Genomic DNA, 25,327 nt, shown 5'->3' on the forward strand with positions numbered 1-25,327 from the left:
ATTTTGGGAAAATCGAAATAAATAAATTTTTTTTAGAAAAAGGCCCGATGCACCAGCATTCGGGCCTTAATTTTACTGATAGCTAGCCCTAATCCATGAAAAAGAATATCCAGGGACCTTGTCGCTTGATAAACTTATTAGTGTAATTGATTTCACCTACTTGCATCTTGAGGTAGTAAACACCTTGAGGCAAGTTGCTTACATCCAATCTCATGATCTGCTTACCGATAGAAACTTCCATAGGCTGAATTTTTACAATTTTGCCTTGCAAGTCGTAGATGTAAATCTGTGTATTCTCGCTTTTAGGAGCTTCTAAGTCCAGGATCAACAAGTCTTGAGTTGGGTTTGTATGTGGGTTCATTTCAGGAGCAGCATAAGCTACCCGATTTTCATCAGCATAAAGTGCTTTTCTTGGAGAACCCTGCTGAACTCTGGAATTTCCTCCTGGCTCATTATGAGCAGCCAGCCATGAATCGAGGGCATTGATGGAAATACATTTCTCTTTTCCTCTCCGCTACATACCTCACCGATTACGAGGGTAAGGCTTACTTTGGTAGCACCACTGCCGTTTCCACATTCCTGACAATCAGGTGTACCATTACCAATGTTGTCTGCTTCGATCGGATCGTCTCCACAAAGCTCACATTTGTCTCTTTTACCATCGCCCTCAATGAAATTCTAAATTCTCGGACTATAAAATGTATAAATACTTTTGTTCTGAATGGTAAGGGAATCAATTTTTAAGGCGCTTAAGCAAATCTTTTTTCTTTGATCTGGAAATAGGTATCTCATAATCCTGCATATACAATTGTTTACTATTCCAACTATCTACCTGATTGATATTTACGATATAGCTGCGATGGCATTGGAGGAAATTTTCGGATAAGATTTTCGATTTCATACTTCTCAGAGATTTGCGTATGAGTTCTTTCCTTCCATCCGTACAAATAATTTCTATATAGACATGGGAAGCCTTTATAAAAAGAATATCCGAAAATGGAATCTTTATATGTTTAGTCTTTGTTGAAAACTCGAAGTATTGCTTCTGCTCTTTGCTTTTAAGCATCTGTTGAAAAGAATTTTTGATATCCCCTACCAAATGCTGGCTTAGGTTTCGGTTGGTTTTAAAAGCAAGGCTACGTCTGAGATGAATGTAAGAGTTCATGTAGTGATTAAAGCTTAGGGTTATTGCTGTTTAGCATTACTCAAAGTTGCCCAGGCTTCAATCGAAATATCAGGGTATAAAGGGTCCTTTTGAAGAATTGAGTATTTCTTCGTTCAAAGCAGGTAGAAATACCTGTTTTAGAAAAATTTGTAGGGGGATTTGGTAAAAAAAGCCGGCCCGCACCTGGATTTTCCCTGTTTAGCTTTTCCCTAACTTAAACAGGGAGGTTGTATTTTTCCGGCCAGGTAACGGGCACAGCTCTACGTGATTTCATGGCCAACAATAGATCTAATCTTAAGTAAGTCCAGATTGAGGGAAAGATGAAATTTTTGAAGGAGAGTGTTCTGAATGGTAGGGAATATGTTCTGAATGGTAGGCTAAGGAGTATTTTGGAAATAGATTTCGTCCATTTCCACTTTAGAAAAAAGAAAATCAGCTCTTCCTCAAAATGAATGAAGAAGAGCTGATCTACGGCTAATTCGATTATTTAGAAAACTTTCAAGTATTCGAAGATATCTTTTTTGCGAGATCTGCTTATGGGAATCAACTGCTCATCTATGTAGAGGTGTTGTTTGTCCCAACGGGTCACCTGGTCGAGGTTGATCACAAAACTTCGATGGGTTTGCACAAATAGATTCGTAGGGAGTTGATCCATCAGGTCTCGCAGGGTACAGCGTTGTAAAATCGGCTTTTTATCCCCGACCTGCACCTTTACGTATACATGATCTGCCTGCAGGTATTTGATTTCACTGTACCTGATCCTAAAATGCCTGCTTCCATCCGAAAGTTCGAGCATACCTTCTTCATGGGATTTGTTGATCCCATAATTATGAAGGGCAATCTCAATGGTGGTATACAAACTTTCTTTGTGGACAGGTTTGGACAGATAACCTGCCGGATAGGTCCTTTTGGCCCGGTCGATACTTCTCGAATCTAGTTGAGAGGTCAGAAAAATAAAGGGGCTTTTGATTTCATGATCCAGGATGTATTGTGCAAAATCGATCCCGGTTCGCTTTCCATTCAATCGTATATCCAATAGATATAGATCTGGAACTGACTTCTCTGTCAGTTCAACGGCTTCTTCATAGGAGCAGGCAATCCCGCTGACTTCATAGCCTTGCTGCTCCAAATACAGTTTGAGGGTTTCTGCAATGATGATCTCATCCTCAACGATCATGATTTTGAAGATTGACATAGGTTTAGCGATTGTTTTTTTCCTGAAAGAATAATTCGAATACAGCACCGTTTTCGTTTTTGCTAGCCATTGTTCCTTGTAGTTGCTTTGTCATGCTTTTGAGTAGGTATGATCCAAGTCCTCCTTCTCTTGCAGCCAAAGAGCCTTCCGGGAATCCCGGACCATTGTCTGCATAGATAAGTTTGAATCCCTCCAATTGCTCCTCTATTTTGATTTTTACTTCCAGCTGTTCCGTATATCCACTTGCGTATTTAAGGCTATTCGTTAGTAGCTCATTCAGGATAATTCCCAGTGGCATGAGTGTTTCTATATTGAATATGTGTTCTCCTTCTGAAATATTGAACTTCGTTAGTTTTGTGTATCCAGACATTTCCTGGAAATGTTTACAAAGCTTGCTGGCGTATTCTTCAAATCGAATAAGTTCTGAGCCCAATTGTTGGTACAGTAAATCATGGATAGCTGCCATGCTGAAAATTCGATTGGACATGGCTTCCATATTTTGCAGCGCCTGTGGGTTCTTGATCTCCCCTTTTTGCAATTCGAGTAATCCTATGATCAGCTGTAGATTGTTTTTTACTCGATGGTGCACTTCTCCCTGTAGATCGATCTGGTGTTGCAAGGCATTAGAGAGATCTTTGTTTACCCGACGAATATCAGCGGCCTGTAGCTTCATCTTTTTATTGGCTTTTTTGAGGCTGAGGTAGTAATAGGTAATTACTCCCAGACAAAACAGTCCGAAAATGATGAGGCGAATCAGGATTTCTTTTCTCTCTTTTTCATGCGTTAACAGATTCTCCTGCTCTTTTAGTTCTTGTGTTTTCTTTTCATAATTGTAGCGAGCATCTATCTCAATGATCTTTTGATGATTGGAATGCTTCAGATTTGCTAACTCAAGTGCATGGCCCTTCTGTGAATAGTAAAAAGCAGAATCATATTGCCCTTGCATTTCAAATATCTTGGCTCGATCAAGAAGGGTAAGGAAATACATTTGTTTCTCTGCGCTTCCATTATCAGCTGCCAATCCGGCTACATAAAGAGAGCTATCATTGTAGACGAGCGCTTCTTTTGCCATTCCCTTTTTTAAATAAAGACGGGAAAGGTTACTCATCACTGCCTGGTAACCTGAATAATCTTCAATCTTTCTCCATTGTCTTCCGGCTGCCTGGAAATAGGTTACCGTTTTTTGGAAATTGTTATCCCAAAGTAAAAGTCCCATCAAGAGATTCCCAACTGCCAGATCCTCAAAAAGTCCGGCCATAGGTGCAGTGCGTATGACTTCTTTTGCAAAAAAGATGGCAGAATCCCGCTTTCCAAAAATCCGATAATAGGAAGATTGTCTAATGCAAAGCCGGGGATAGATATTGGCAAGTTTATGCAGTTTTATAAAACGTGCAGCACGTTTTAGTGCCTCATGGCAAGGTTTCATTCGCTCCATTTTCTCGTGAAGGCGGGCAAGAGAGAGATGGGCATTGCTAAGTACATCCCATTGGCGTTGGGACTTGGCATCTTCAACTAATAGCAATAATTTATTGATAGCTTTTTCATCCTGATGGCTCTTTTCAAGAGCTTCAGCATCTCTCAAACGAACCTGGAGTGCAAAGGGACTATTTAGTTGACCATTTTGAGAAAGCTCATCCAGAATACCACACAATACCTGGTGGGCGCTATCGTTTTTGAATGCGTTTAGCAACTTCATGGCATACTGGAAATCACGCTCCATTGACATGTTTCCGCTAAATCCATGACCCATCGAGAAAATGGGAAATAGAAAAGCCAAAAGGCATAATGAAATAGGTATCCTTAGGAGTTGGAAGTACATATAGGGCAAAGCTTATTGAATCTGACTCGCAAAATAGAGATCAAACATTCCAGCAAATGCTGAATGGCTACCAAGATAGGCGGACGAGATCTAAAGGAAGAGCTGTGCTATTCCCAGAGGCGTTTATTTGGATTTGGAAAGGTGTATCAATCCCTATAGATTGGACCAATAATGCCGAGGAAACCCCTTGATAACAACAAGGGATAGATGATTCTTAGGGTTGACATTTTGCAATTGAGGAAGGCGTTGGCCTGTCTTATGTAAGACTATTGATCGGAAATTCATATGTGACGCCTAAAGAGTTAGAAAAAGGGAAATGGGTACTAGAAATCTGTCTAATTGAGTGTTTGCAATTATGATTACGATGTAATCAGCAAATTATTATGGGGCTTTTTTGTTTCGTAGCATATCCTTGAGATTTTGTGTGATAAATTTCTAAAAGAATATAAGTTTTAACCTGACCTTATATTCTATATTACGAAGAAAATAACAATTGTTTCAAGTTTATGTTGGTAGCTTGCGATTATTTCGATTTTCGAATTAAATAGTTTGGAAGCTATATGCTTATTATTGAGTACATTAGCTTTAGACACTTTGAATATTTGCTCAGAAAAAATAATTCTAAAATTCCAAGTAAATGAGTGTAATATTCCTGCAATTCCCTGATTATCCACGATTTGAGCATTTCCTTTTCTGAATGATTTGAAAAAAGTATAGTCACATTTACTTAATAATTTAATAATATTCGCTACATTTACTTAACCGGTTAAGTAAATGTATGGAAAAGGATTTTTTGAAAGAATTGGAATACCTGGGAATCACTGCTCGACTCAAAAGATTGAGTGATGCCATGTCATATAGTATCAAGAATCTCTATAAGGAGGAAGGGCTTGATATTGAGCCTAGTTGGCATTTGATACTCCTGTATTTAAAGGAGCATTCCTCCGCTTCTATGTCTGAAGTTGCAGAAGCCTTTAACTATTCTCAACCAGCAATCACAAAAATGATCCGAAAAATCGTTCAACGAGGATATCTGTTATTGAAATCTGATCCGCAGGATTCACGCAAAAAGCTTATAAGGCTTTCAGAAAAAGCGCATGCTGAACTGCCCAGGTTTGAAAGAGTTTGGGAAGCCGGGCAAAACGCAATCAGAAAAATGCTGGTGGAAAATGAAGATTTTCTTTTAGCCCTGGACCAACTCGAAAGAGAACATCAAAAAGCCAGCTTTCAGGAAAGAGTTTATCAGGAACTTAAAGAGTAAAAAATCAAAGAAGGACATATGAGTGCAATTGGAAATACCCCATTGATTCAGCTGAAAAATATGACGGATGCTGATATGGCGGAAATTTATGTGAAATATGAAGGTGCCAATCCAACTGGAAGTATGAAAGACAGGATGGCCCTTTCTATGATTATGGGAGCAGAAGCTCGGGGAGAATTGAAAGCGGGAGGAAGAGTCGTCGAATATACAGGAGGAAGCACGGGTAGCTCATTGGCTATGGTTTGCGCGATGAGGGGCTATCAGGCCCATTTTGTTTCCTCCAATGCCTTTGCGGAGGAAAAATTGCAGACAATGCGCGCTTTTGGAGCAACGGTTGAGATCATTGAAGCAGAGGGAGGGATTCTGACAGCCGAGATTATAAACCGGATGATTGCAAGAGCTAAAGAAATTATTGAAGAAAGCGGAGCTTTTTGGCCGGACCAAATCAACAATCCCGACAACAAAAGAGGCTATCATGGCATGGCCAGGGAAATTATGGGAATTCTTGCTAGCGATATCGATGAATTTGTGATGGCAGTAGGAGGGGGAGGTTGTTTTTCGGGTAATTCGGAAATATTGAAGGAGGCTATTCCTAATTTGAGGTGTACAGCCGTAGAACCTTTACATGTGCAAAATGTATCCGGAGGAGATACCAGTGGAACGCATAAACTGGAAGGTATTGGCCTTTCTTTTGTGCCGTCTATTCTTAGAACTGATTTGATTGATGAGGTAATCCCAGTCTCAGATGAAGATGCTTACCATACGGCGAATCTATTGGCAAGGCGAGAGGGGATTTTTGGCGGAGCAACTTCGGGAGCAAATGTTTGGGCTGCTATGAAACGCGCAAAAGATTTAGGCCCGGGGAAAAAGATAGTTACCGTAATTTGTGATTCCGGATTGCGCTATTTGAATGGAGATTTATTCAGATAGTCTGTTAATTTGCGTTTCAAAACCTAATACATCCATGAAGCAGCACACAATTACTAGCGTATTCTTATTACTGGTATTTCACTTATGCGGTTTTTCTCAGAACCTCATCATTGAGCGGATCGAAAATTGTCCAAACAATATTCCCATTGATCCCGGCAAAGTATCCTTTCTGTATTTTTTGGAAGAGGGAAAACAGTCCCCATATCTGGATTGGGCTGAGGGATATCAAATTCCCGGCGACTCTTTGAAAAACTGGTCCTGCCGCTATAGAACCTTCAAAAATTCAGGCTTCCTGGAAGATGAGGGTACTGTATATGTGAAATTTGCCGAAAATGATGCAAGCCACGATTCTATTTATATAGATCGCATGTATGTAGAAATACGGGAAGATAATAGCCTGGATGTGAAATTTGCCTTTCGTTTCGTCCTTTATAACAATCAAATTGTGAGGCTGAGTTGCTCGGACTCTGCACCCCTGGATCTGGCTGTTTTGACCTTGAAGTTTCAATACCGAAAAAGCTTTAGTGAGATAGATAAAATGTCTCCTTTGCCACCTCCACCTCCATTTGATGTGAATAAGCAAGAAGAAGAGCGCCATAAATTGGCTATAGAGAAAATGAGTTGTCCCGAAACCATTCGTTCATTTTCCTACAAAATCAAATTTAAAAGTCGCTTCAACCCCATCGAAGTCCACTATGGAGAACCATTTAGTATTCCTTTCCCTGGGCCTGATGAAGAAGGGAAATTTGCCCTTAATTTGATTGATGAGGAGCATGGGACTTCCCTGATTATCCAAGTAGAAGATGATCCGGGAACAGCTTTAGTTAGTGATGAAGCTTATGGAGAAAAATTGATAGCCCAAATCTCGGCTGCATATGAAGGAAATACTTTTTTGGGGCAAGATGAAGTCGATAATATTGGGGGATTAAATTTCAAACGCTATCGTTTCAAAATATTTTCTGGAAAATGGGGACCCAGGATTCAGGAATTTTTGATTTTCAGGAATGGAGATGTCTTTTTGAAACTCATCTGCCTGTATAAAGAAAATGGGCCCTATCGGGCACAAATTTTGGAATTGGAACAAGGCCTAAAGCTGGCTTTTCCCTAACTTGAAGCAAATCGATAGTCAATATGCCCAAAACTTTCCTCATCCATCTCCTTTGGATAGTTTTTCCATTTTTCTCCTGCAGTTCGACCCAGAGCCAGGAAGCTTCAATCGAAAACGCAGAACCAGATTTAAGTTCCTTTACCCAATCCTTTCTCAAATATGAGTATAATAAAATAGCGATAGTTCATGTAGATGTGATTGACGGTTCAGGCGGAGAAATTAAAAGGGACCAAACAGTACTCATTGAGGGCGATAAAATCTACAAATTAGGACAAGCCTCTGCTCTACAGCTGCCTGAAGATTACTTTGTTGTGGATGGTAAAGGGCAGAGCCTGATCCCCGGCATTATAGGGGTACACAATCATATGCGCTTTCCTGCAGGCGCCTTGCTGGCGACTTCTCCTCGTTTACATTTGGCAGCTGGAGTAACGACGATTCAGACTTGTGGAACCGGAAATCCGGAAGAAGAAATCTCAATCGGGAAGGCCATAAAAACAGGAAAGATACCCGGCCCGCAGATCGTTAATTCAGGACCCTATTTTACAGGTTCGGAGGGGAAAAGCAATTTTATCCAGGTCAGGGATACAGCTATGATAGGTGATACGATTGCTTATTGGGCAGATAGGGGCGTGGAATGGTTTAAAGTATATAGAAATACCCGGCCTGAGGATCTAAGATTGATCGTGGATGAGGCACATAAGCATGGGGCAAAAGTTACGGGCCACCTTTGTGCGACTACCTATCAGGAAGCAGCTGAAATCGGCATTGATGCGATTGAACACGGCTTTATCCATAGTTATGATCATGCAAAGGGAAAAGAAGTAGATAAATGTAATGGCAGTCGTGATTTTAGAAATGAATTGAATATAGAAAGTGAGGAAGTAAGGGCCGTACATCAGAAACTGATTGAAGCGGGTACAGCTTTGACGAGTACCCTGGCCATATTTGAAACACAGGCCAGAGGAGTTGCAGATGAAAGGAGTTTAGAACTCCTAAGTCCTTTTTATGTGGAAGCCTATGAGAATAGGAGAAAGCGAATGGAAGAACAAGGAGAGGCATGGTATTTCAAGAAGGCATGGCTGAAAAAGTCCATGGCTTATGATCTAGCCTTCTATCGTGCAGGTGGTTTGCTCTGTGCTGGTCCTGATCCGGGCTTACACAATTTGCCCGGCTTTGGAGATCAAAAGAATTACGAGCTTTTTATAGAAGCAGGATTCAAAGCGGAAGAGGCGATACAGGTTATGACGGCGAATGCTGCTCAATTATTAGAAAGAGAAAAGTTGGGGCAAATCAAAGAAGGCTATTATGCAGATTTGGTCTTACTGGACGGGGACTTGGAGAAGGATGCAAAAGTTATTCAAAAAGTGCGCACTGTATTCCGAAGAGGAAAAGCTTATGATCCTAAAAAATTACTAGAGGGCCTTGAAGGAAAAGTCGGCTCAGCTCGGGACAATGATATGCTGTATTTTGGTTTGGAAGCTCCTCTGGACGTTCCGGAAAAGCTGGCACCGAACTTCATCAGCTTGCCAGGTCGATATGAGTTTGGCTCAGTCTTTAGTAAAAAAGGTGATGAATTTTATTTTGGAGTGGACGAAAATGGACTTCCCAAGATCCTTTATTCAAAACTGGAAAATGGCGTGTGGACAGAAGCTGAAACCCTGATTTCAAACGACAGTATTGGGTATAATGATCCTATGCTTTCTCCTGATGAAAGTCGTTTATACTTTATTTCCAATCATCCCAAAAATCCAGGAGAAAAGCCGGCAGATATAGACATCTGGTATATAGAAAAGGATGGAGCGGGATGGTCAAAACCTATCAATGCGGGACCTGCGATCAACTCCTCATCCAATGAGTATTTTATTTCCTTTACCGCAAAAGGAGATATGTATTTTTCTTCGAATAAAGCGGCTGAACAAGATCATCGAAACAATTACGACATCTATCGTTCCGAGCTAAAAGAGGGCGAATTTCAGGAAGCTAAGGTATTAGGGGCAGGGGTTAATAGCCTGCATTATGAAGCGGATGTTTATGTAGCTCCCGACGAGTCTTATCTGATATTTTGTGGCATGAGGCCCGAAGGATACGGACAGGGTGATCTTTATATCAGTTTTAAGCAAAAAGACGGGAGCTGGTCTAAATCAGAAAATATGGGAGAAAAAATCAATGATGAAGGCCACCAGCTATGTCCCTTTGTGACTGCAGACGGTAAGTATTTTCTCTTCACCTCAAACAGAGACATATACTGGATACAGGCGGATTTTCTCCAAAACTATCGCTAAGTCAATAGGGGCTGTACCTCAAAAAAATGGGGGTAAACCTTCAATCAAAACCTAAAGTCATCAGGTACTTTTGGCTTATTACCAATCGAAATAGGCCAGTATGGCGAAGTCTTTTTTTGATTTTCGTAATAATTAACGTCTGGAAATTATTAGATTAGAGCTTAACCCTATGCCGTTTCCCCAAATACCGTGATGATGAAAGGGATTATTTCCACATGTTTCTGCTTACTTTTTCTTTCTCATTCTCTTAGTGCCCAAAGTAATTATGTAGATAGCCTTACGCAATTGCTGGAGGTAAATCAGCCAGACAGCAATCGTCTCGGTGTTCTGCTACGCCTGACAGAAAAATTCTACATGGAAGATACGAAGAAGGCCTTCCCCTATGCTGAAGAGGCAAAAAGTCTTTCGCTCCAATTGAACGATTTGTCAAATCTGGCGGAGGTTCAGTATTACCTAAGCTACCTTTACTATTTTGACTACAAAGACGAAGAAGCCCTTATAGCTGCTGATTCCTGTAAGCAACTCTACATATTAATCAATACCCCCAAATATTCCTGTGACTGTTTGTACATCCAGGGAGCTATTTATATGGGCTTAGGAAAAAAAGAAGAAGGACGAAAATCCTATGAAGAAGGACTGGAGATGGGGAAAAAATATGAATACCTGAGAGCCATCATTAACAATAGCAAAGGCCTGGGAGATATAGCCGAAACAGATGGAGATTATGAGAAAGCCCTGGAGTATTACCAATTATCCATGGAAGGAGAGGAAAAAGAGGATAATGCGCATGGTCAAGGAGTTGCTTACAATGATTTAGGCAGAATTTATGATTCTATGGGGCAGTATGAAAAGGGATTGTCCAAGTACTTAGAAGGATTGGCCTGGGCGGAGAAGTATAATCTAAACAGACTTCAGGCTACTTTTCTTTCTAACATAGCAGGCATTCATTTTCGGCAGAAGAATTATTCCAAGGCCGAAGAATTTGCAGAAAAAGGCCTTGAGAAATTCAGGGAAAACAGCGATCGGAGGGGGGAAGCAAAATCGATTCAAACCCTGGGGAATTGTGCATTCAATCAGGGGGAATTTCAATTGGCATTAGACTATTTTATGAAAGCAAGAGATATTCAAGAAGAGATTAAATACAAGCGGGGACTTACTTTTGCCTATTTCAATATGGGGAAATCCTACCATAAGTTGGGGCAAAAAAAGGAAGCCATAAAATTTCATGAAAAAAGCCTGGAATTGAGGGAGGAATTGGGTTTCAAAAGCGGTCAGGCAGGATCTCATAAGGCCCTGGGACAATTGTGGACCCAGGAAGGCAATTACAAAAAAGCATTGTTTCACTTGAAGAAAGGAGAACAAATCGCGGGAGAAAAAGAGCTCATCGAAGAGCAGGAAGGTATCTATAAAAATCTGGCCCAATATTATGAAGCTCGAGGAAATTTCAAGCAAGCCTTTTCCTATTTTGAGCAATATGCCCAGACGCGTGATAGCCTGCTAAATAAAGACCGCAATAAACAAATCGCAGATATGCAGACCCGCTATGAGACCAGTCAGAAAGAGCAAGAGATCCTGCGACAGGAAAAAGAAATTGCAGAGCTCGATGCCCAAAAAAGTGGAGCGATCATACAGAGGAATGCCTTCATAAGCGGTGGGCTCATCCTGAGTATTCTGGCTTTTCTGGGGCTGAGAATAAATCGCATCCAGCGAGAAAGAAATGACAAAAAAGCCTTAGCAGAAGCCTTGCTTTTTACCCAGGAAGAAGAAAGAAAAAGGATTGCCAGAGACCTGCATGACGGTATCGGCCAATCCTTACTCCTGATCAAAAAACAATTGCTGAATAATGCATCCATCAGCGCAGAGAATCAGCATATGATCTCCGAAACCCTGGAGGAAGTTCGTTCGGTATCCCGAGACCTGCATCCATTTCAATTGGAGAAGTTTGGCTTGAAAGCAGCTCTGGAGGAAGCCATTTTGAAGGTCGAAAGATCTAGCGATCTCTTCATAAGCAAGGAGCTGATCGAGCTCGATCAATACCTCCCGCAAGCTGCGCATATCCATGTATTCCGGACTGTACAGGAAGCCCTAAGCAATATCATTAAACATGCCGAAGCAACTGCAGCGAAAGTAAGTGCTGAATTGAAGGATAATGAGGTGCTCATCCAAATCCGGGACAATGGGAAAGGCTTTGATCATGAATTGGAGATTGTGACCTCCAAAAGTCTGGGATTGCGAACGATGTTTGAACGAATTTCAGCCATTGGAGGAAAGTTGAAGATAGAGAAAGGAAATAATGGGAAAGGAAGCAATTTGAGCATAAGCATTCCCATCCAGAATATGTAAGCCGAATCAAACCTATTACTGAAGTCATGAGTATTACAGTTTTCAATGCGGATGATCATCCGATTCTGAGGAAAGGAGTTACGGATCTCCTCAATGAACAGGAAGGATTAGAGTGGGTGGGTAGTGCCGAAAATGGAGAAGAGGCATTGGCAAAAATACGCTTGCTGAAACCAGATGTGGCCATCCTGGATATAGAGATGCCACGAATGACAGGCCTGGAAGTCGCAAAGCTCCTGATTGAAGAGGGGAGTACAACAGAATTTTGTTTGCTGACTTTATTTAAGGATGAAAGTTTTTTTCATCATGCGATAGAGGCAGGGATAAAAGGCTATTTACTAAAGGAAAGCTCGGAGCAGGAGATTATAGCTTGTGTGCATTCTCTAAGTAAAGGCAGGCCTTATGTAAATCCCAGCCTTACCCACTACCTGATCAAACCCAAAAATGCAAAAACCGATCTTTTATCGCGTTTATCCAATCATGAAATCAACATCCTGAAACTGATCTCCAAGCAAAAAACGACGGCCGAGATCGCTGATATGCTATTCATTAGCCCTAAAACGGTCGGTAACCATCGCAGCAACATCGGGAAAAAACTGGAATTGAGCGGGGAGCAAAACGGCCTGCTCAGGTGGGCTTTGGAAAACAAGGAATTATTGCAGTAAAGAAATACAGCTACGATTTACTAACTTAGGGCTCTTAAGCCCTGATTATGAAACTACGACTGACCCAACTACTATCATGGATCTTTTTGATCTCCTTTCTCTCCTGTGAGAACAGCGCACCAACAGAAAAAACCTATCCCAAATCAGAGAAATACGAAGAGCTTGTTCAACTTTTTAAAGACTGGCGCGAATTCGAAAAACCTCCCATGCGGGAAGGAGCTCCCGATTATACAGCTGCTACTTTTGATAAAAGATGGCCAGAATTTAAAGACCTACAGGCCAAACATCAGGCAATCGATCCTTCTTCCTGGCCGGTAGATCAGCAAGTAGACTGGCATATCGTCCGGGCGGAAATGAATGGCTATGACTTCAACCATCGCATCCTCAAACCCTGGCAAAGAGATCCCGCTTATTATAAAAGTCTTTGGATGTATCGCTCCGATGTCCCTGCTCATGAAGGACCTACCCATCATGCAACCACAGAAATATGGACCTATGACTTCCCGCTAAGTGAAGAATCCAAAACAGATTTACTCGCTGATCTTGGCGTTATTCCCCCCCTCAATGAACAGGCCAAACTGAATCTGACCGGCAATGCAAAAGATCTCTGGATCACAGGTATCCGAGACATCAAAAACCAGAGTAGAGGACTGGAGCATATCAAAGGATGGGAGGGAATAAAGGAACATAAGGATGTAGTTGCTGCCCTTGATGTAGCTATAGCTTCGACCAATGAGTTGGCTGATTGGTTAGAGGGAGAAGCAGATAAAAAAACCGGGCCTTCCGGAATAGGGAAAGAGAATTATAGCTGGTACCTGCAAAATGTCCACCTTGTTCCCCTGAGTTGGGAAGATGAGGTCATGATTCTCAAACGTGAACTCAATCGTGCCTGGTCCTCCCTCAAGCTCGAAGAACATAGAAATCGCAATGTGCCGGAACTTACAGATGCAGATTCTCCTGAGGCATATGAGGCCCTGGCAGAGCGTTCTGCTAAAAGCCTGATGAATTTTCTGGAGAATGAGGATATCGTTACGGTCAAAGATTATTTTGAGCCTGCTCTTCGGGAGCATCTGGGCGCTTTTGTCCCAAAAGAAAGCCGAAACTTCTTTTGGATTGGCGCTCATTATGATCCTCGCCCACTTTACTCACATTTTTATCACTGGTTTGAATTGGCGAGAATGGATACAGAACCCCACAAAAGCGAGATCAGAAAAGGACCTTTGCTCTACAATATCTTTGATTCTCGCAATGAAGGAACTGCGACTGCCGTAGAAGAAATGTTTATGGGTGCTGGTCTCTATGATGATGATCCAAGGGTACGAGAAATTGTCTATATCATGATTGCCCAAAGAGCTGCCAGAGGACTAGGATCCCTTTATGCCCACGCCAATGAAATGAGTATGGAAGAAGCGGGAGGTATTCATTCCGAATTTACCCCCAGAGGCTGGATGAAAACCGAGAAGGAACTCCTCATTTTCGAGCAACACCTCTACCTGCGTCAGCCCGGTTATGGAACCAGCTATATCACAGGTAAGTATCTGCTTGAAGCTGCCATGGCGGACTATGCACGTATCAAAGAGGGAAAAGGAGAAAGCTTTGAGTTAAAGGCTTTCTTCGATGAGCTAAACTCCATAGGTAATATTCCTATCGCGCTTGGGCATTGGCAAATGACAGGTGTTGATGAACATTTAAAAAGTTCCGGACTTATAAAATAAGCTCAACCTCAAATAAATCAGAATCATGAACACAAATTTCCGGAATGGAGACAGATTGATGAGTATTGCTGCCATTATAGTAAGTGTCGGCACGCTAGTCGTTTTTAGCTATCAAACCAATCTTATCCGTAAACAGCAATTCATGTCTGTGTATCCCCATTTGGACATTGGTCATTATGGGAGCAATGGACTCAATTATAAATACCTACTTAAAAATGAAGGCATCGGTCCTGCGATGATCAAATCAGTGAAAATTACTGATAAGGCTGGGAAAAGCTATGATAAGCTGCTTGAATACCTGGAAGATCATATCTACATGGAGGATTCGATTTTTTATTATCATTCAGATATTTTTGAAGGGCGATTTATTCCTGCCGGAGAAGAGATTCCGCTGATAGGACTTCTTGACAACGAAAGCCTCAAAGTTTATGGAGACATTCGCAATACGCTCGAAGGATCTATGAAGTTGAAAAATGCGCTCTCCGGTGATAGCCTGGATTTTGAAATTGTCTATGAATCTATCTATGAGGAAAGCTGGACGATTAACAATGAGGCTTATATGCCTGAGAAAAACTAGAATGTTTTAAAGAACCCTATGAAAACTTGGCTTGCAAGTCTGTTAATATGCCTGATCCTGATTCCCTCGCACGCACAGGAAAGGCAATACTTTCGATTAAAGAAAAAAAGCAAGAAACGGCATGTCGTGATAACTCCAGACCTCAATGGAAGCATCATTATGTTGAGGATTTCGGGCTATTTTGATAAGGCTAAACAGATCAGTTATCTGGATACATTGAGTGGTTATCAAATTTCGGTACCTGATTACCTGGAAATGTGGGACTCGGATAAATACAATATGCTCAATGCTTTGTTTCCGGAAATTGAAGGGATTAGAAATGCAGTGTCCATAACTTCCTATCGAAAAGATGCTTTTGATGGCTTCCAGGGGTTTAAGAATTATATCATTGAAGATAGTACCTATGGGCTAGGTGTGAAGCCTCCCTGGTCGGGGGGACAAAGCTTTCTTGAGATCGAAAGAAAAAACTACAAGACTATGGAGGGCTTTGTCGTCGATCAGGTATTTCGAGGAGGTGTTTACCGGGCATTTTATTATTTGATAGAAACTCCCAAAGCCTACCTCTGGGCCAATTTCGTGGCAACTCCTGAAACCTATGAACTCAATATTGATCGATTTTATCAATTTATAAGTCGCTTGAAATTTATAGAAGGACAGAATTAATGCAGGCTGTCACATTTCCCTTTCGCAGGTGTTTCCACTTAAAGACCCTATGAAAGAAGAAATTCTCGCCAAAGAAGAAGAACTAAGACAGGCCATGTTAGAGTCAGATATTTCCCACCTGGAAACGCTGATCCACGACAAACTGATTTTTCATATTCCTGGAGGAATGATAGTTAGTAAGAAAATGGATCTGGAAAATTACCGCAGGAGGAAGATGCGTGTTAACAAGCTCAAATTCCTGACTCAGAAAGTTGAGGTTTATGGGGATGCCGCTGTAGTGAGTGTGGAGGTGGAAATGAAAGGGAATTTTGATGCGCATGATTTCGAAGGGCGTTTCCGTTTCCTGAGAGTATGGAAGCAAGAGGAAGGAAACTGGAAGGTAGTCGCAGGTGCAAGTTCCCCGCTTTCTTCTTAATATTGCTGGCTAAAGATCAAGAAACACATGAAAACCTACAAAATTAGCGATAGCGGTCTCGATCTACTGAAAAGGAAATCCATCATTCGTAGTCTGCCTTTTTTTCTCATAGCTATAGGGATCTCAATTCTACTTACCCAATACGGTCCAAATGCTGAAACCCAAAGCACAGAAGGAAATGAATTTATTTATCCAATCATGACGTTGCTTCTTGGAGCAGCTATCGTCATGGCTTACAGGCGAAATGGAAAACTACTGGAAAGTTTTGAGATAGCGATCGATGATGAAGGGATTAAAAGGACACAAGACAAGACCCCGGAGATTTATTTGAGTAAGGAAGATATTCAGGCGGCCTATGCTCTGAAGGAAGGAGGCATAAAGCTCCAGGGAAAATCTAAAACAAGCTTTATCCTAATCCCTCCCCTGATGGAAGAGAAAGAAGAGCTAAGTCAAAAAATTCAGGAATGGATGGCATTGGAACCTTTGCCGGAAAGTAGCCTTCGGCAGAAGTTATCTCGCCTCCTAGCAATTCCCTTTATCGGGAGTATGTTGCTAGTATTTCTGGTAGACAATAAATTGCTAGTAGGCATATCCGGAGCATTTTTTGTCGGCTTTGCCATTTGGTCTATGGTGGAAATTCGCAAGAGCCAGCATATGGATAAACGAGTAAAAAAGGCTGCCTGGTGGATGCTACTGCTAATCTTTTCTGTCCTTTTTGTCGTAATATCAAAAATAAGCGCATAAATACTCCTCAGGTAATACTGCTATGGAAGCTGCCCAATCATTCCTCAAAAAACTCAAAGACAAAAGAGTAGATCAGTTACTGTTAGAAAAAGGAATCAAGTCCTCTCAAATTTTCTATAGTCCCATTCTTATCTGGTTTGTCTTTCTCTTTTTGGTGCCGGGTATTATTGGACTGAGTCTTCTGGGCTATTTCTTATTTGTCGGTGGACCAAATGTTTATTTGGCTGGCCTGTTTTTACTTACCTCCTACCTTATCGCCGCCTACCTGAATAACAGTTTTGCTATAAATGGGGATAAGTTTTATGTGATCAATCCCAATTTTCCCTTTCAAAAGCTCCTTGAGTTTGAACTGACAAAAATCCATGTAGTCAGAATAGATAAGGCTAAGTGGGGGATTTTATTCTACCTCTTTGGTTTCTTTGGAAGGAACTATGTAGAAGTTGAAACAGCAAAAGGGAGATTCAGGTTTTTCTGTTCGGGTCTGGAGCTGGATCTATTTGAAGAAAACCTGACAGACCTGACGCTGGATGATCTCTGGCTTAGTTTAGAAGAAAAAGAAATACCAGTAGAATGTAAGTTGGGCTAACCCCCATTCCATGTCTATATGCTGAAACCTGACAAAAACAAGATTGCTGTAGAGGCCTTCGATAATGCTGCAGAAGGATATGCAGCGAAATTTATGGATCAGAGTCTTTATCAGGATTCCTTTGATATATTTTGTGAAGCTCTCCCTTTTCCCTCTTCTCGCATACTGGACATAGCTTGTGGACCGGGCAATATCAGTAAATATCTGCTGTCTAAACTTCCTGGACTCCAGCTTATGGGAATAGATCTGGCTCCCCGTATGATAGAATTGGCAAAAGCACATAATCCGAATGCTGAATTTTTGGTCTGGGACAGTCGGAAAATCAAAGAGCTGAATCGAAAATTCGAGGCCATTATGTGTGGTTTTTGTTTGCCTTACCTCAGCAAAGAGGAGGCACTGGATATGCTGAGTCAATCAGCTGATATCCTCACAGAAAATGGAGTCCTTTACCTGAGCACTATGGAAGGCTCCTATGAAGATTCCGGCTGGGAAGGCCCGAGTTCTGGCGAAGGCCCCAAAATTTATATGCATTACCATGAGTCTGCTTATTTGCTTCCAGCATTAGAGAAACTGGGATTTGAAATACGCTTTCACCATCGACAGGATTTCGATAAGTATGAACACAAGAAATTTACGGACTTGATCCTCATTGCCAAAAAATTGTAAAGGTATTTAGCTTAAGGTAGGGTAAACTATTTCCCCAGACATTTACAATTAGAAATACAAAACACAAACCTAATCAACACATGAAGAACACAATGATCCTTTGGGGCAAATGGGCCCTATCTCTCACCTTCATTTTTTCCGTTTATAGCCCTCTTTCCGCCCAAGAATTAAAGGCAGAAGTTTCCTTAAATCTTGCAGACTTCAATACAGACTCTGCTCAGGAAAAATTTCAAATTCTAAGTGAGAATCTCAATGTTATTCAAAAACAGATTGAGCGGCTTTATACGAATGTAGAGTTTGATGCAAACCCAGACGGTAAAAAACCGATAAGTATGGAAGCATTGACTGAGATCATGCAAAAGACCGGTCAAAAATTCTTGGCTCAGAATCCCAACTTTATAAAGAATCCCATCAAGCATTTTATTGAAAATTATACCCTGGCCGAGCTCAGAGAACTCTCCCAATTTTATCAGTCTGAGCTTGGACAAAAACTATTAATTAGTGAGACATATCTGTTCAATGAACTCATGGACGCCCGGCGGGAATTAGAAGAAGTCAAAGCAAGTATCTACGAAGGGGAGAAGGGGGGGAAGAAAAAGAAGAAGAAACGCAAGTGATTCCTTTTTCAACTTACAAACCTACAGCATTACCATGATTACACAAGACCGTAAGCCCCCCATCCTCCTTCAAATCGTCGCATGGCTCTTTATAATTGAGGGCATTTTCGCAATCCTGGAAATGATCATTTCTCCTTTTTATGGCAGACTTTTTTTTGACTTCGGTCTCTTTTGTTTGCCTATCGGAAAGCGAATGCTGAAAGGTGATCCCAAATCCAGAGAATGGGCATTACTATTTATCTATCTGGGATTTATCCTCGTACCCATTATATCCTGGGTCCTAATGGATGCTTCAGGACCTTTTTACTTGAAAGTGTTTGGAATCAGGATTCAGGAAATTGATGCTTCCATATTCTTATTATTTGCAATAGGGTCCATGCTATTGACCTTATTCGAATTGTACGTTATGTACAGAGCTGATACGAAGCAATTTTTTAGCGTGGATTTACCATCAGAAGAGGAAGAGGTTGGGAAATAAAAACAAACCCCTTTTACAAATCTGCTTAGCCCCTTTATCCATTTAGGAGTAGGGGCTTTATTTTTTTAGGGTGGAAATCAAATTTTTATGAAATGGATTGCCCGTTTTTGATTATTTTGCATACCGAAAGGCCCTTTGTTTTGGCCTGATTTTATGAAAACACAAAGCCCGCCTGTTATAATTTTTCAACCGCTTATTTAGCACCTATCATGCATCACAAAATATTGCTGTTAATTGGCCTTTCTATTTTTGGCTTTATTGACCCATCTTTCTCCCAGGAAATAAAGATACCGGAAGACTACCAAAACTTTTTAGACGCACATGATCAGAAGAGTTTTGACTTGTTTTTTCGCATTGATACCTGGACTTTTTGGGATAAAAAGAAGCTTGGAGAGAAGAGCCTGGAATTTACAAATAAGGGCTGGATCAAAAGTGGAGATGTACCGATTGCCATCAATGCCGATGAACAAATCCTCTATTACCCCGCTAAATTTCTACAAGACCATCATATTTATCTGGTGGATTCAGATCTGGAACCCATGTTTTATGCTATGGGGACCTGCCAGTTTGAGCTTTTTGAAAAGACGACAAGCTTTATCAAAGGCATCGAAAATGAAGGATATAAAAAACAAGACTTAGCTCTGATTGCCAATTGTCCGGGGAGTATGTTCGCATATGCCTTTGCCCTAAACACCTCTGAATATGATGATAATTTTTCTGAGGAGAGAAATACCCAGGCTCGCCTGATGTTTGAAAAGCTTGCCCTGGAGGGACATCCCGAAGCTGCAAATGAAATGGGAGACTACCATTATTTTCAGGCAGAAGTAGATACCGAAAAGCTGATTTACTGGAGAGAAAAAGCGATTGAACTAGGTTCTGAAGAAGATGCCTATGAATTGGCAGACTTTATTATAGATGAAGCACCAGATCAAATTGAGAAAGCGATTTCTGCCCTCAAATCACTCTTCAATAGCAAGCGGTACAGAGAGCGTGCGCAACTGAAATTGGCCAGGCTTTACATGAGAGGGAGTGGAGGCAAAAAGGATTATGCTAAAGGCCTGGAGCTAAGCCAGAAACTGGCAGAAGAGGGAAATCATAACGCAATGGCCGACCTAGCTTTTTACCAATATAGGGGTATGGGGATGGAAAAGGATGTGAAAAAAGCCCTGGATTTGCTGCGAAAAGCTGAAGCTCTTTCGATAAAGAAGACGGGAAGAGGCAATTGGGAAGATTTTATCAAGGATTTGGAGCAAGAGCTAGGAGAGACTAACTAATTCATTTAACGCATGAAACCTGTCTTTGCTAAGAAAAATCGCCCCCATCTTTTGATAGGTTTTTATGCTCTAGGGGCATTAGGCTACCTGCTGGTCCGCAATTTTTTTGAGCAAACCTATGGCCATTATGCAAGTAATTCCCTCTTGGTAATTTTAATGGTTCTGGGCATTGGAGTACTCTGGCTGTTTTTGTCAGGATTATTTTTTTTGCTCCATCGAGAAGCTCATGCGAGAAAACAATTTCTTATTAATTTGCTGTGCTTACCTTCATTTATTCTTCTGGTAGCTATGTTCGAATTTTGAATGAAGGAGAAGAATGAATTTTATACAAAATGAGAACTTAATCAAATGAAAAGATACACCTGGAGAGTCGTAGGAGAAGAAGAAGTCCTTGTAAGTTCATTCGAAAGAAATGAACAGGATAAAACAGAAACTGAAATACTTTACAAGCCTGGAGGAATTGAAGAAATGACCATCAAAACCTTCAATGATCTGGGCCTTCAAGTGGCAGAGCAATTGTTTGAAAATGATCAACTCCTGGAAGAATCTACAAGTACCTACGATGGGCAGGGGCGGCCTCTTGAGGAGTCTTTACTTTTCGAAGGAGAAGTTTACCAGAAAGTTGTATTTAGCTATGCGGCCAATGGGAACACGAAAACGGTTTACGTAGAGGAGGAAGAAACGGAAAAACAAGTTCACCAGGATTTTGAACTGGGCTATAGCAAAGAGTTTTTCCAGCACGGGGAATTGGTCCAAAAACTTCATTGCCAGAAGAGTCCGGATCAAAGGATTTTTGACATTGAAATCCAGGACGTCGAAGGCAATGTAGTAGAAAAGGAGCGGCATGAATTCGATCCTAAAGCTAAATTGCTGAAAGAATCTACCTTCAGTCCTGAAGGAGCATTACTTGAAGAAAATCAATACATATACCGAAATGAACTCCTGATAAAAATAGAAAGTCGGGGAGCTTCTCAGCAGGTGCTAAGTGAAACGACTTTTGAGTATAATCGACTGGGAAAACAGACAAAAATGGAGACGAGAAACTCTAGTGGGGATCTGCTAGCATTTAATGTTAAAGATTATGATGAAAAAGGGCGAGAAATAGAACAAAGGGCCTTTAGTGCGGCTAACTCATATTCCAATACCTCAGAAGTACATTTCGTTTTTACCTATGAAGATGAGTAAAGGGGGAGATTCAAGTTCAAGTTTCAAGCTCAGGTTTTATTTTTTGCATTTGCCCGTATTCAAATTTTAGAAAAACATCACATGAATAGCCGATTAACATATATTTTGACCCTTGCCTCTTTTGGCTTGCTTTCAAGCTCTCTTTTTGCCCAAAGCCTCATTCCCCTTGATTTAGGCAATCAGTGGGTCTACCATCGCGAACTCCTCAAAGATGGGGAAGTGATAGAAAGAGATACGGTCAGAAACTGGATTGATATTTCCTTTGACATAGCAGGAAAGGAATATTACAGCTTACATGAGTTTGGGGATGTATTCGTGGTTCGCAATAGCCGTAAAGGGCAGTTCGAGATTGATACCCTGAGTAGGGGAGAGGATGGGAAATTTTTGGAAGTCATGATGTTTCGCAAACCCCATAAAAAGAAAGTAATCGAGTACCAGACTTTTGGAGAGGATCGGGTGAAAGTTTATCCTACAAAGGAACGTATCCAAAGTATAGCCGGAGATTTCGACTGCATCAAATATGAAATCCTGCCCGGCAATAATCCGGATCGAAAAATTGAGACCTATGTGGCTCCGGGCATCGGTATAGTCTTTCAGAAATGGAAGCAGGGAGATAAGGAGGTGGTACATCGCATGATTGCTTTTAGGCTGCGCTAAGAAGCATCTTTAGCTGAATTCCTTTACATATGTAAATGACACACTGATCTGAAAACTCCAATTTTGTCTGAAATCAAACAGAAAAAAATCAGACATGATCGGAGCATATCTTCTTATACTATCTACGGGCATACTGGGAATCTTCCTCGGCGCCCAAATCACGGAAGCCGTTTTATTTGTTCCCTATTGGAAGTCCTTAGATCCAGATGATTTCTTTGAGCTGCATAAAACCTATGGAAAGAAAATCCATCAGTTTTTCGCTCCTTTAACCATTGCAGCTACTTTAATCCCACTGGCTACGGTGGGCTACCAAATGATTAAACAAGATGATCATCTGCTATTATGGGGAGTGATGGGCTTGGCTACCGTAGCCTTTTTCTCGACCTATTTCCTGTATTTCAAAAAGGCCAATCAAAGCTTTGCTGACCGAAGCCTGTCAAATGAAGCTCTCCCCCGGGAATTGAATAAATGGGGCAATTGGCATTGGGGTAGGATTTTCTTTGAGATTCTGGCCTTGCTTTCTGCTTTAGCTTTGCTGCTGTAGCAAAAGCCAGGATTTGAGACTAAATTGGCTGAATGAGTGAAGCGAAATTTGGGAAACTTGCAGAATTTATGGAGCGTGTACCTGCAGTAAGCAAAGGCATAGCGAGTGGAACTTCTGAAGACGGAAATTGGTGGGTAAAATTCTGGATAGATATCAAGCATCAATATGCCTGGCATGCGGTACAAGAATTTGCCTGCGTAGTCAATTACCTTTCCCTCAATGAACGCCTTCCTAGCCGCTTTTATCCCGTATCTCCTGCACCTTACCTCAATGGAGGCCCTGATGACTTTCTTTCATGGATCATCGAAAGTACCGATCCCGACTTTAGCCCGGATTTAATGAAAGACTGGTTAAAGTCTCGACTCCCTAATCCGGTGGATGATCTTTCAGAATGGGAGATGGAGTGATTATCGGTGCTGGGTTGGGATTGGATTTGAGTAAATAAAAGGCCCCCATCGCGAGGATGGAGGCTTTTTAGCTAGATGGTTTCTGCCTTAAAAGATTTACCTTCTGTATCCAGCTGTTTGACTTCCATCCCAATCAATCGTTTCAAAATATGAACGTTCTGCATCAAAGCTTAGTAGCATTTTCTGAGCATGCCCCGGAACAAAAAGTTCAACTTGATTTGCATTGATTTCTTTCCATTTAACAGAATTCCATTGTTCAAGTAATTCAATGTTTCCATTCGTTCCGAATCGGATATTGAAATAATTTCCTTGATAGTAATATTGCCAGGTACTGCCTGCAAGATTTGAAGCCAGGCTTTGCGTATTTGTTGAATTTTGCTCGCTTTTTCGCGCATAGTAGCCGTTTCCAAAGTAAAAACCTTCTACCTGCCCATTTGAAAGCTTAAAGGTAAATGTTCTATGCCCTGTATCGTAGTAGGGATTCCTGCGATCAGTTTGATATACTATTTCTCTATCAGAAACCCTGATAGCTTGCTTTTCAAGTCCCCAGGTTGCACCCGCTTCATTGGTCCATGTCAAGTTCCCTCCATCAAAACGTCCTTGATGCCAACCGTTTTGGTAGGGCTCTACCCGATAGGTACCTGAAAGTTGGCTCTGAGAAACACTCATCTTATTCCCTGAAGGATTAGTGGAGCCTTGCTGATTAGTATTTGTAGCTGTTTGAGATGGAGTATTTGATTCTTTTTTAGTTTGAGGAACAAAATCCGTGAAGTGCGCGAATTTTGTACTCATTTCCCAGGTGTCAATTACTTCACCGCTTCCTCTTTTTAATTTGTAAATATGGGATAAGGTGTAGAGGGCTCCTGCGCCGTTTCCTGGTACTGTGAATTCCTTGCTAAGCGTTCTTTCTGTCATATCCTCGGTGGAATAAGTATTTGTTTGGTCCAAAGCATATCCAACGGTAACGGAAACATTAACTCCATAGAATCCGGTTTCGACGGTTGCAGATGTCTCAAAGGTTTCACTGATAGACTTCTCGTGCGATTTTGTCATACCGGTAGTATAGGAAAAAGACATCGTTCCGTCTGCATCACTGTATGAAGTGTTAAAATCCTGCAATTTGTAATAATCATACCTTTCCAGGGTGTAAATGGGGGTCTCTCTTACTTGTCGTTGAAGATTGTTGGCAAATACACGGTCATTGATAGAAATACAAGGGAGGTAAGCAACTGTGGCTAACTTCATTTGCGTTTTCTCTACAGGTTTTGAAAGACCATTAAGTCTGGGTTTCTCCAATCGTATATTCTTGTTTTGGGAGGGCATCTTTACTTTTATTGCATAGGCTACTTCTGAGCTGTTAAGAGTTCCATAAGAACCGTGGCCACAGAAAGAACCGGAGGTGATGAAAGATTCCTTATTGTCCTGAGAATTGCGAGGGGGATTGATTTGCCAAAGAGAAACATCACGGTCTCCTCCAGATCCTCCGTCATTCCATATAAATTTTCCAACTGAGGCATAAGTTGTTAGATCGTTTCTCACGCACACAACTTCATTCAAGGCTGGCTTCCCGTGGGATCGCATAGTTACAGTTCCCAGTGCTCGGTAGCCGGGAGGAGGAATGGGTTGCCAAAAAGAACCGTCCATATCTCCTCCCGTTCCACCATCATTGTAAATAAATTTATAATCTGTAGGGAAAGCCAGAGCAGTAGGATCAATAGCTCTTACTGCAAGCATGACGGTTTGTGGAGCTCCATATCCCGATTTTGCATAGTGGCCAAGTGCTGAAAAGCCAGGAGGCAAAGTGGCTTTCCAGGTTGATAGATCTCTGTCTGCTCCTGTGCCGTGATCTGCATAGACATTGGTAAAGTTGGTTACAAACATCAATTCTAATGCATCGGTTTTGATGGTTCTTTGTTGAGCAAAAAAAGCATTGGGCATCCAGGTAAAGGCTATGGATAGGACCCATATAAGTGAATTATTAAATAATTTCATGATTAAGGAAAATTTGTGAGTGATTCAGAAGAAATGACTATC

Annotated in this window: 26 protein-coding genes; 21 read left to right on the forward strand and 5 right to left on the reverse strand. The window is 41.3% G+C overall.

All coding sequences use genetic code 11. From position 1 onward, the window contains the following. Nucleotides 1–88: 88 nt before the first annotated feature. From R8P61_04915 to R8P61_04930, 4 genes are all read right to left on the reverse strand, one after another. Complete coding sequence (locus R8P61_04915; GenBank protein ID MDW3646374.1) at nucleotides 89–361, reverse strand: T9SS type A sorting domain-containing protein; 273 nt, start codon at nucleotides 359–361, stop codon at nucleotides 89–91. A 372-nt stretch (nucleotides 362–733) separates the two neighbouring features. Beyond that, nucleotides 734–1,165, reverse strand: coding sequence for a LytTR family DNA-binding domain-containing protein (locus tag R8P61_04920; protein MDW3646375.1), 432 nt, complete (start codon nucleotides 1,163–1,165; stop codon nucleotides 734–736). Between the two features lie 487 nt (nucleotides 1,166–1,652). After that, a complete protein-coding gene (locus R8P61_04925; GenBank protein ID MDW3646376.1) occupies nucleotides 1,653–2,360 on the reverse strand; it encodes a response regulator in 708 nt (235 codons plus the stop codon). 4 nt (nucleotides 2,361–2,364) lie between these two features. Continuing rightward, nucleotides 2,365–4,086 (reverse strand): sensor histidine kinase, encoded by a 1,722-nt coding sequence (locus R8P61_04930; GenBank protein MDW3646377.1) that lies wholly within the window; start codon nucleotides 4,084–4,086, stop codon nucleotides 2,365–2,367. Nucleotides 4,087–4,957: 871 nt separating this feature from the next. Here R8P61_04930 and R8P61_04935 point away from each other — a divergent pair. The 21 genes from R8P61_04935 to R8P61_05035 all read left to right on the forward strand — a co-directional run bounded on the left by R8P61_04935 (nucleotide 4,958) and on the right by R8P61_05035 (nucleotide 23,293). Further along, nucleotides 4,958–5,440, forward strand: a complete 483-nt coding sequence (locus tag R8P61_04935; GenBank protein MDW3646378.1) for a MarR family transcriptional regulator — start codon at nucleotides 4,958–4,960, stop codon at nucleotides 5,438–5,440. 18 nt (nucleotides 5,441–5,458) lie between these two features. Next, a complete protein-coding gene (locus R8P61_04940; protein MDW3646379.1) occupies nucleotides 5,459–6,370 on the forward strand; it encodes a cysteine synthase family protein in 912 nt (303 codons plus the stop codon). Between the two features lie 34 nt (nucleotides 6,371–6,404). Continuing rightward, nucleotides 6,405–7,478, forward strand: coding sequence for a hypothetical protein (locus R8P61_04945; protein MDW3646380.1), 1,074 nt, complete (start codon nucleotides 6,405–6,407; stop codon nucleotides 7,476–7,478). A gap of 23 nt (nucleotides 7,479–7,501) precedes the next feature. Beyond that, a complete protein-coding gene (locus R8P61_04950) occupies nucleotides 7,502–9,760 on the forward strand; it encodes an amidohydrolase family protein (GenBank protein ID MDW3646381.1) in 2,259 nt (752 codons plus the stop codon). 192 nt (nucleotides 9,761–9,952) lie between these two features. Continuing rightward, on the forward strand, nucleotides 9,953–12,103 hold the full coding sequence (locus R8P61_04955; protein ID MDW3646382.1) for a tetratricopeptide repeat protein: 2,151 nt from the start codon (nucleotides 9,953–9,955) through the stop codon (nucleotides 12,101–12,103). 26 nt (nucleotides 12,104–12,129) lie between these two features. Next, complete coding sequence (locus R8P61_04960) at nucleotides 12,130–12,765, forward strand: response regulator transcription factor (GenBank protein ID MDW3646383.1); 636 nt, start codon at nucleotides 12,130–12,132, stop codon at nucleotides 12,763–12,765. Between the two features lie 47 nt (nucleotides 12,766–12,812). Beyond that, nucleotides 12,813–14,480 carry a hypothetical protein gene (locus R8P61_04965; protein MDW3646384.1) on the forward strand — a complete coding sequence of 556 codons (1,668 nt, stop codon included), beginning with the start codon at nucleotides 12,813–12,815 and terminating at the stop codon, nucleotides 14,478–14,480. Between the two features lie 25 nt (nucleotides 14,481–14,505). Continuing rightward, the gene (locus R8P61_04970) at nucleotides 14,506–15,057 is read left to right on the forward strand and encodes a hypothetical protein (GenBank protein MDW3646385.1); all 552 of its coding nucleotides are present in this window, start codon (nucleotides 14,506–14,508) and stop codon (nucleotides 15,055–15,057) included. 18 nt (nucleotides 15,058–15,075) lie between these two features. Beyond that, nucleotides 15,076–15,720, forward strand: a complete 645-nt coding sequence (locus tag R8P61_04975) for a hypothetical protein (protein MDW3646386.1) — start codon at nucleotides 15,076–15,078, stop codon at nucleotides 15,718–15,720. A 49-nt stretch (nucleotides 15,721–15,769) separates the two neighbouring features. After that, nucleotides 15,770–16,135, forward strand: coding sequence for a nuclear transport factor 2 family protein (locus tag R8P61_04980; protein MDW3646387.1), 366 nt, complete (start codon nucleotides 15,770–15,772; stop codon nucleotides 16,133–16,135). 27 nt (nucleotides 16,136–16,162) lie between these two features. After that, nucleotides 16,163–16,879 (forward strand): hypothetical protein, encoded by a 717-nt coding sequence (locus tag R8P61_04985; protein MDW3646388.1) that lies wholly within the window; start codon nucleotides 16,163–16,165, stop codon nucleotides 16,877–16,879. Nucleotides 16,880–16,901: 22 nt separating this feature from the next. Beyond that, a complete protein-coding gene (locus R8P61_04990) occupies nucleotides 16,902–17,465 on the forward strand; it encodes a hypothetical protein (protein ID MDW3646389.1) in 564 nt (187 codons plus the stop codon). A gap of 18 nt (nucleotides 17,466–17,483) precedes the next feature. Beyond that, nucleotides 17,484–18,131 carry a class I SAM-dependent methyltransferase gene (locus tag R8P61_04995; protein ID MDW3646390.1) on the forward strand — a complete coding sequence of 216 codons (648 nt, stop codon included), beginning with the start codon at nucleotides 17,484–17,486 and terminating at the stop codon, nucleotides 18,129–18,131. An 80-nt stretch (nucleotides 18,132–18,211) separates the two neighbouring features. After that, a complete protein-coding gene (locus R8P61_05000; GenBank protein MDW3646391.1) occupies nucleotides 18,212–18,748 on the forward strand; it encodes a DUF2059 domain-containing protein in 537 nt (178 codons plus the stop codon). Nucleotides 18,749–18,782: 34 nt separating this feature from the next. Continuing rightward, nucleotides 18,783–19,226 carry a hypothetical protein gene (locus R8P61_05005; protein MDW3646392.1) on the forward strand — a complete coding sequence of 148 codons (444 nt, stop codon included), beginning with the start codon at nucleotides 18,783–18,785 and terminating at the stop codon, nucleotides 19,224–19,226. Between the two features lie 209 nt (nucleotides 19,227–19,435). Then, nucleotides 19,436–20,500, forward strand: coding sequence for a tetratricopeptide repeat protein (locus R8P61_05010; GenBank protein MDW3646393.1), 1,065 nt, complete (start codon nucleotides 19,436–19,438; stop codon nucleotides 20,498–20,500). A 12-nt stretch (nucleotides 20,501–20,512) separates the two neighbouring features. Further along, nucleotides 20,513–20,803, forward strand: coding sequence for a hypothetical protein (locus R8P61_05015; GenBank protein MDW3646394.1), 291 nt, complete (start codon nucleotides 20,513–20,515; stop codon nucleotides 20,801–20,803). Between the two features lie 45 nt (nucleotides 20,804–20,848). Further along, nucleotides 20,849–21,685: a hypothetical protein gene (locus tag R8P61_05020; protein ID MDW3646395.1), complete on the forward strand. Its 837-nt coding sequence runs from the start codon at nucleotides 20,849–20,851 to the stop codon at nucleotides 21,683–21,685. Between the two features lie 81 nt (nucleotides 21,686–21,766). Continuing rightward, nucleotides 21,767–22,342 carry a hypothetical protein gene (locus tag R8P61_05025; protein ID MDW3646396.1) on the forward strand — a complete coding sequence of 192 codons (576 nt, stop codon included), beginning with the start codon at nucleotides 21,767–21,769 and terminating at the stop codon, nucleotides 22,340–22,342. 94 nt (nucleotides 22,343–22,436) lie between these two features. Continuing rightward, entirely contained in the window at nucleotides 22,437–22,886 is a 450-nt protein-coding gene (locus R8P61_05030; protein ID MDW3646397.1) for a hypothetical protein, read from the forward strand. Between the two features lie 32 nt (nucleotides 22,887–22,918). Further along, a complete protein-coding gene (locus R8P61_05035; protein ID MDW3646398.1) occupies nucleotides 22,919–23,293 on the forward strand; it encodes a hypothetical protein in 375 nt (124 codons plus the stop codon). Between the two features lie 96 nt (nucleotides 23,294–23,389). Here R8P61_05035 and R8P61_05040 read toward each other — a convergent pair whose 3' ends face one another. Next, nucleotides 23,390–25,285: a Vps62-related protein gene (locus R8P61_05040; protein ID MDW3646399.1), complete on the reverse strand. Its 1,896-nt coding sequence runs from the start codon at nucleotides 25,283–25,285 to the stop codon at nucleotides 23,390–23,392. Between the last annotated feature and the right edge of the window lie 42 nt (nucleotides 25,286–25,327).

The organism is Bacteroidia bacterium (assembly GCA_033391075.1).
GTDB lineage: Bacteria > Bacteroidota > Bacteroidia > J057 > J057 > JAWPMV01.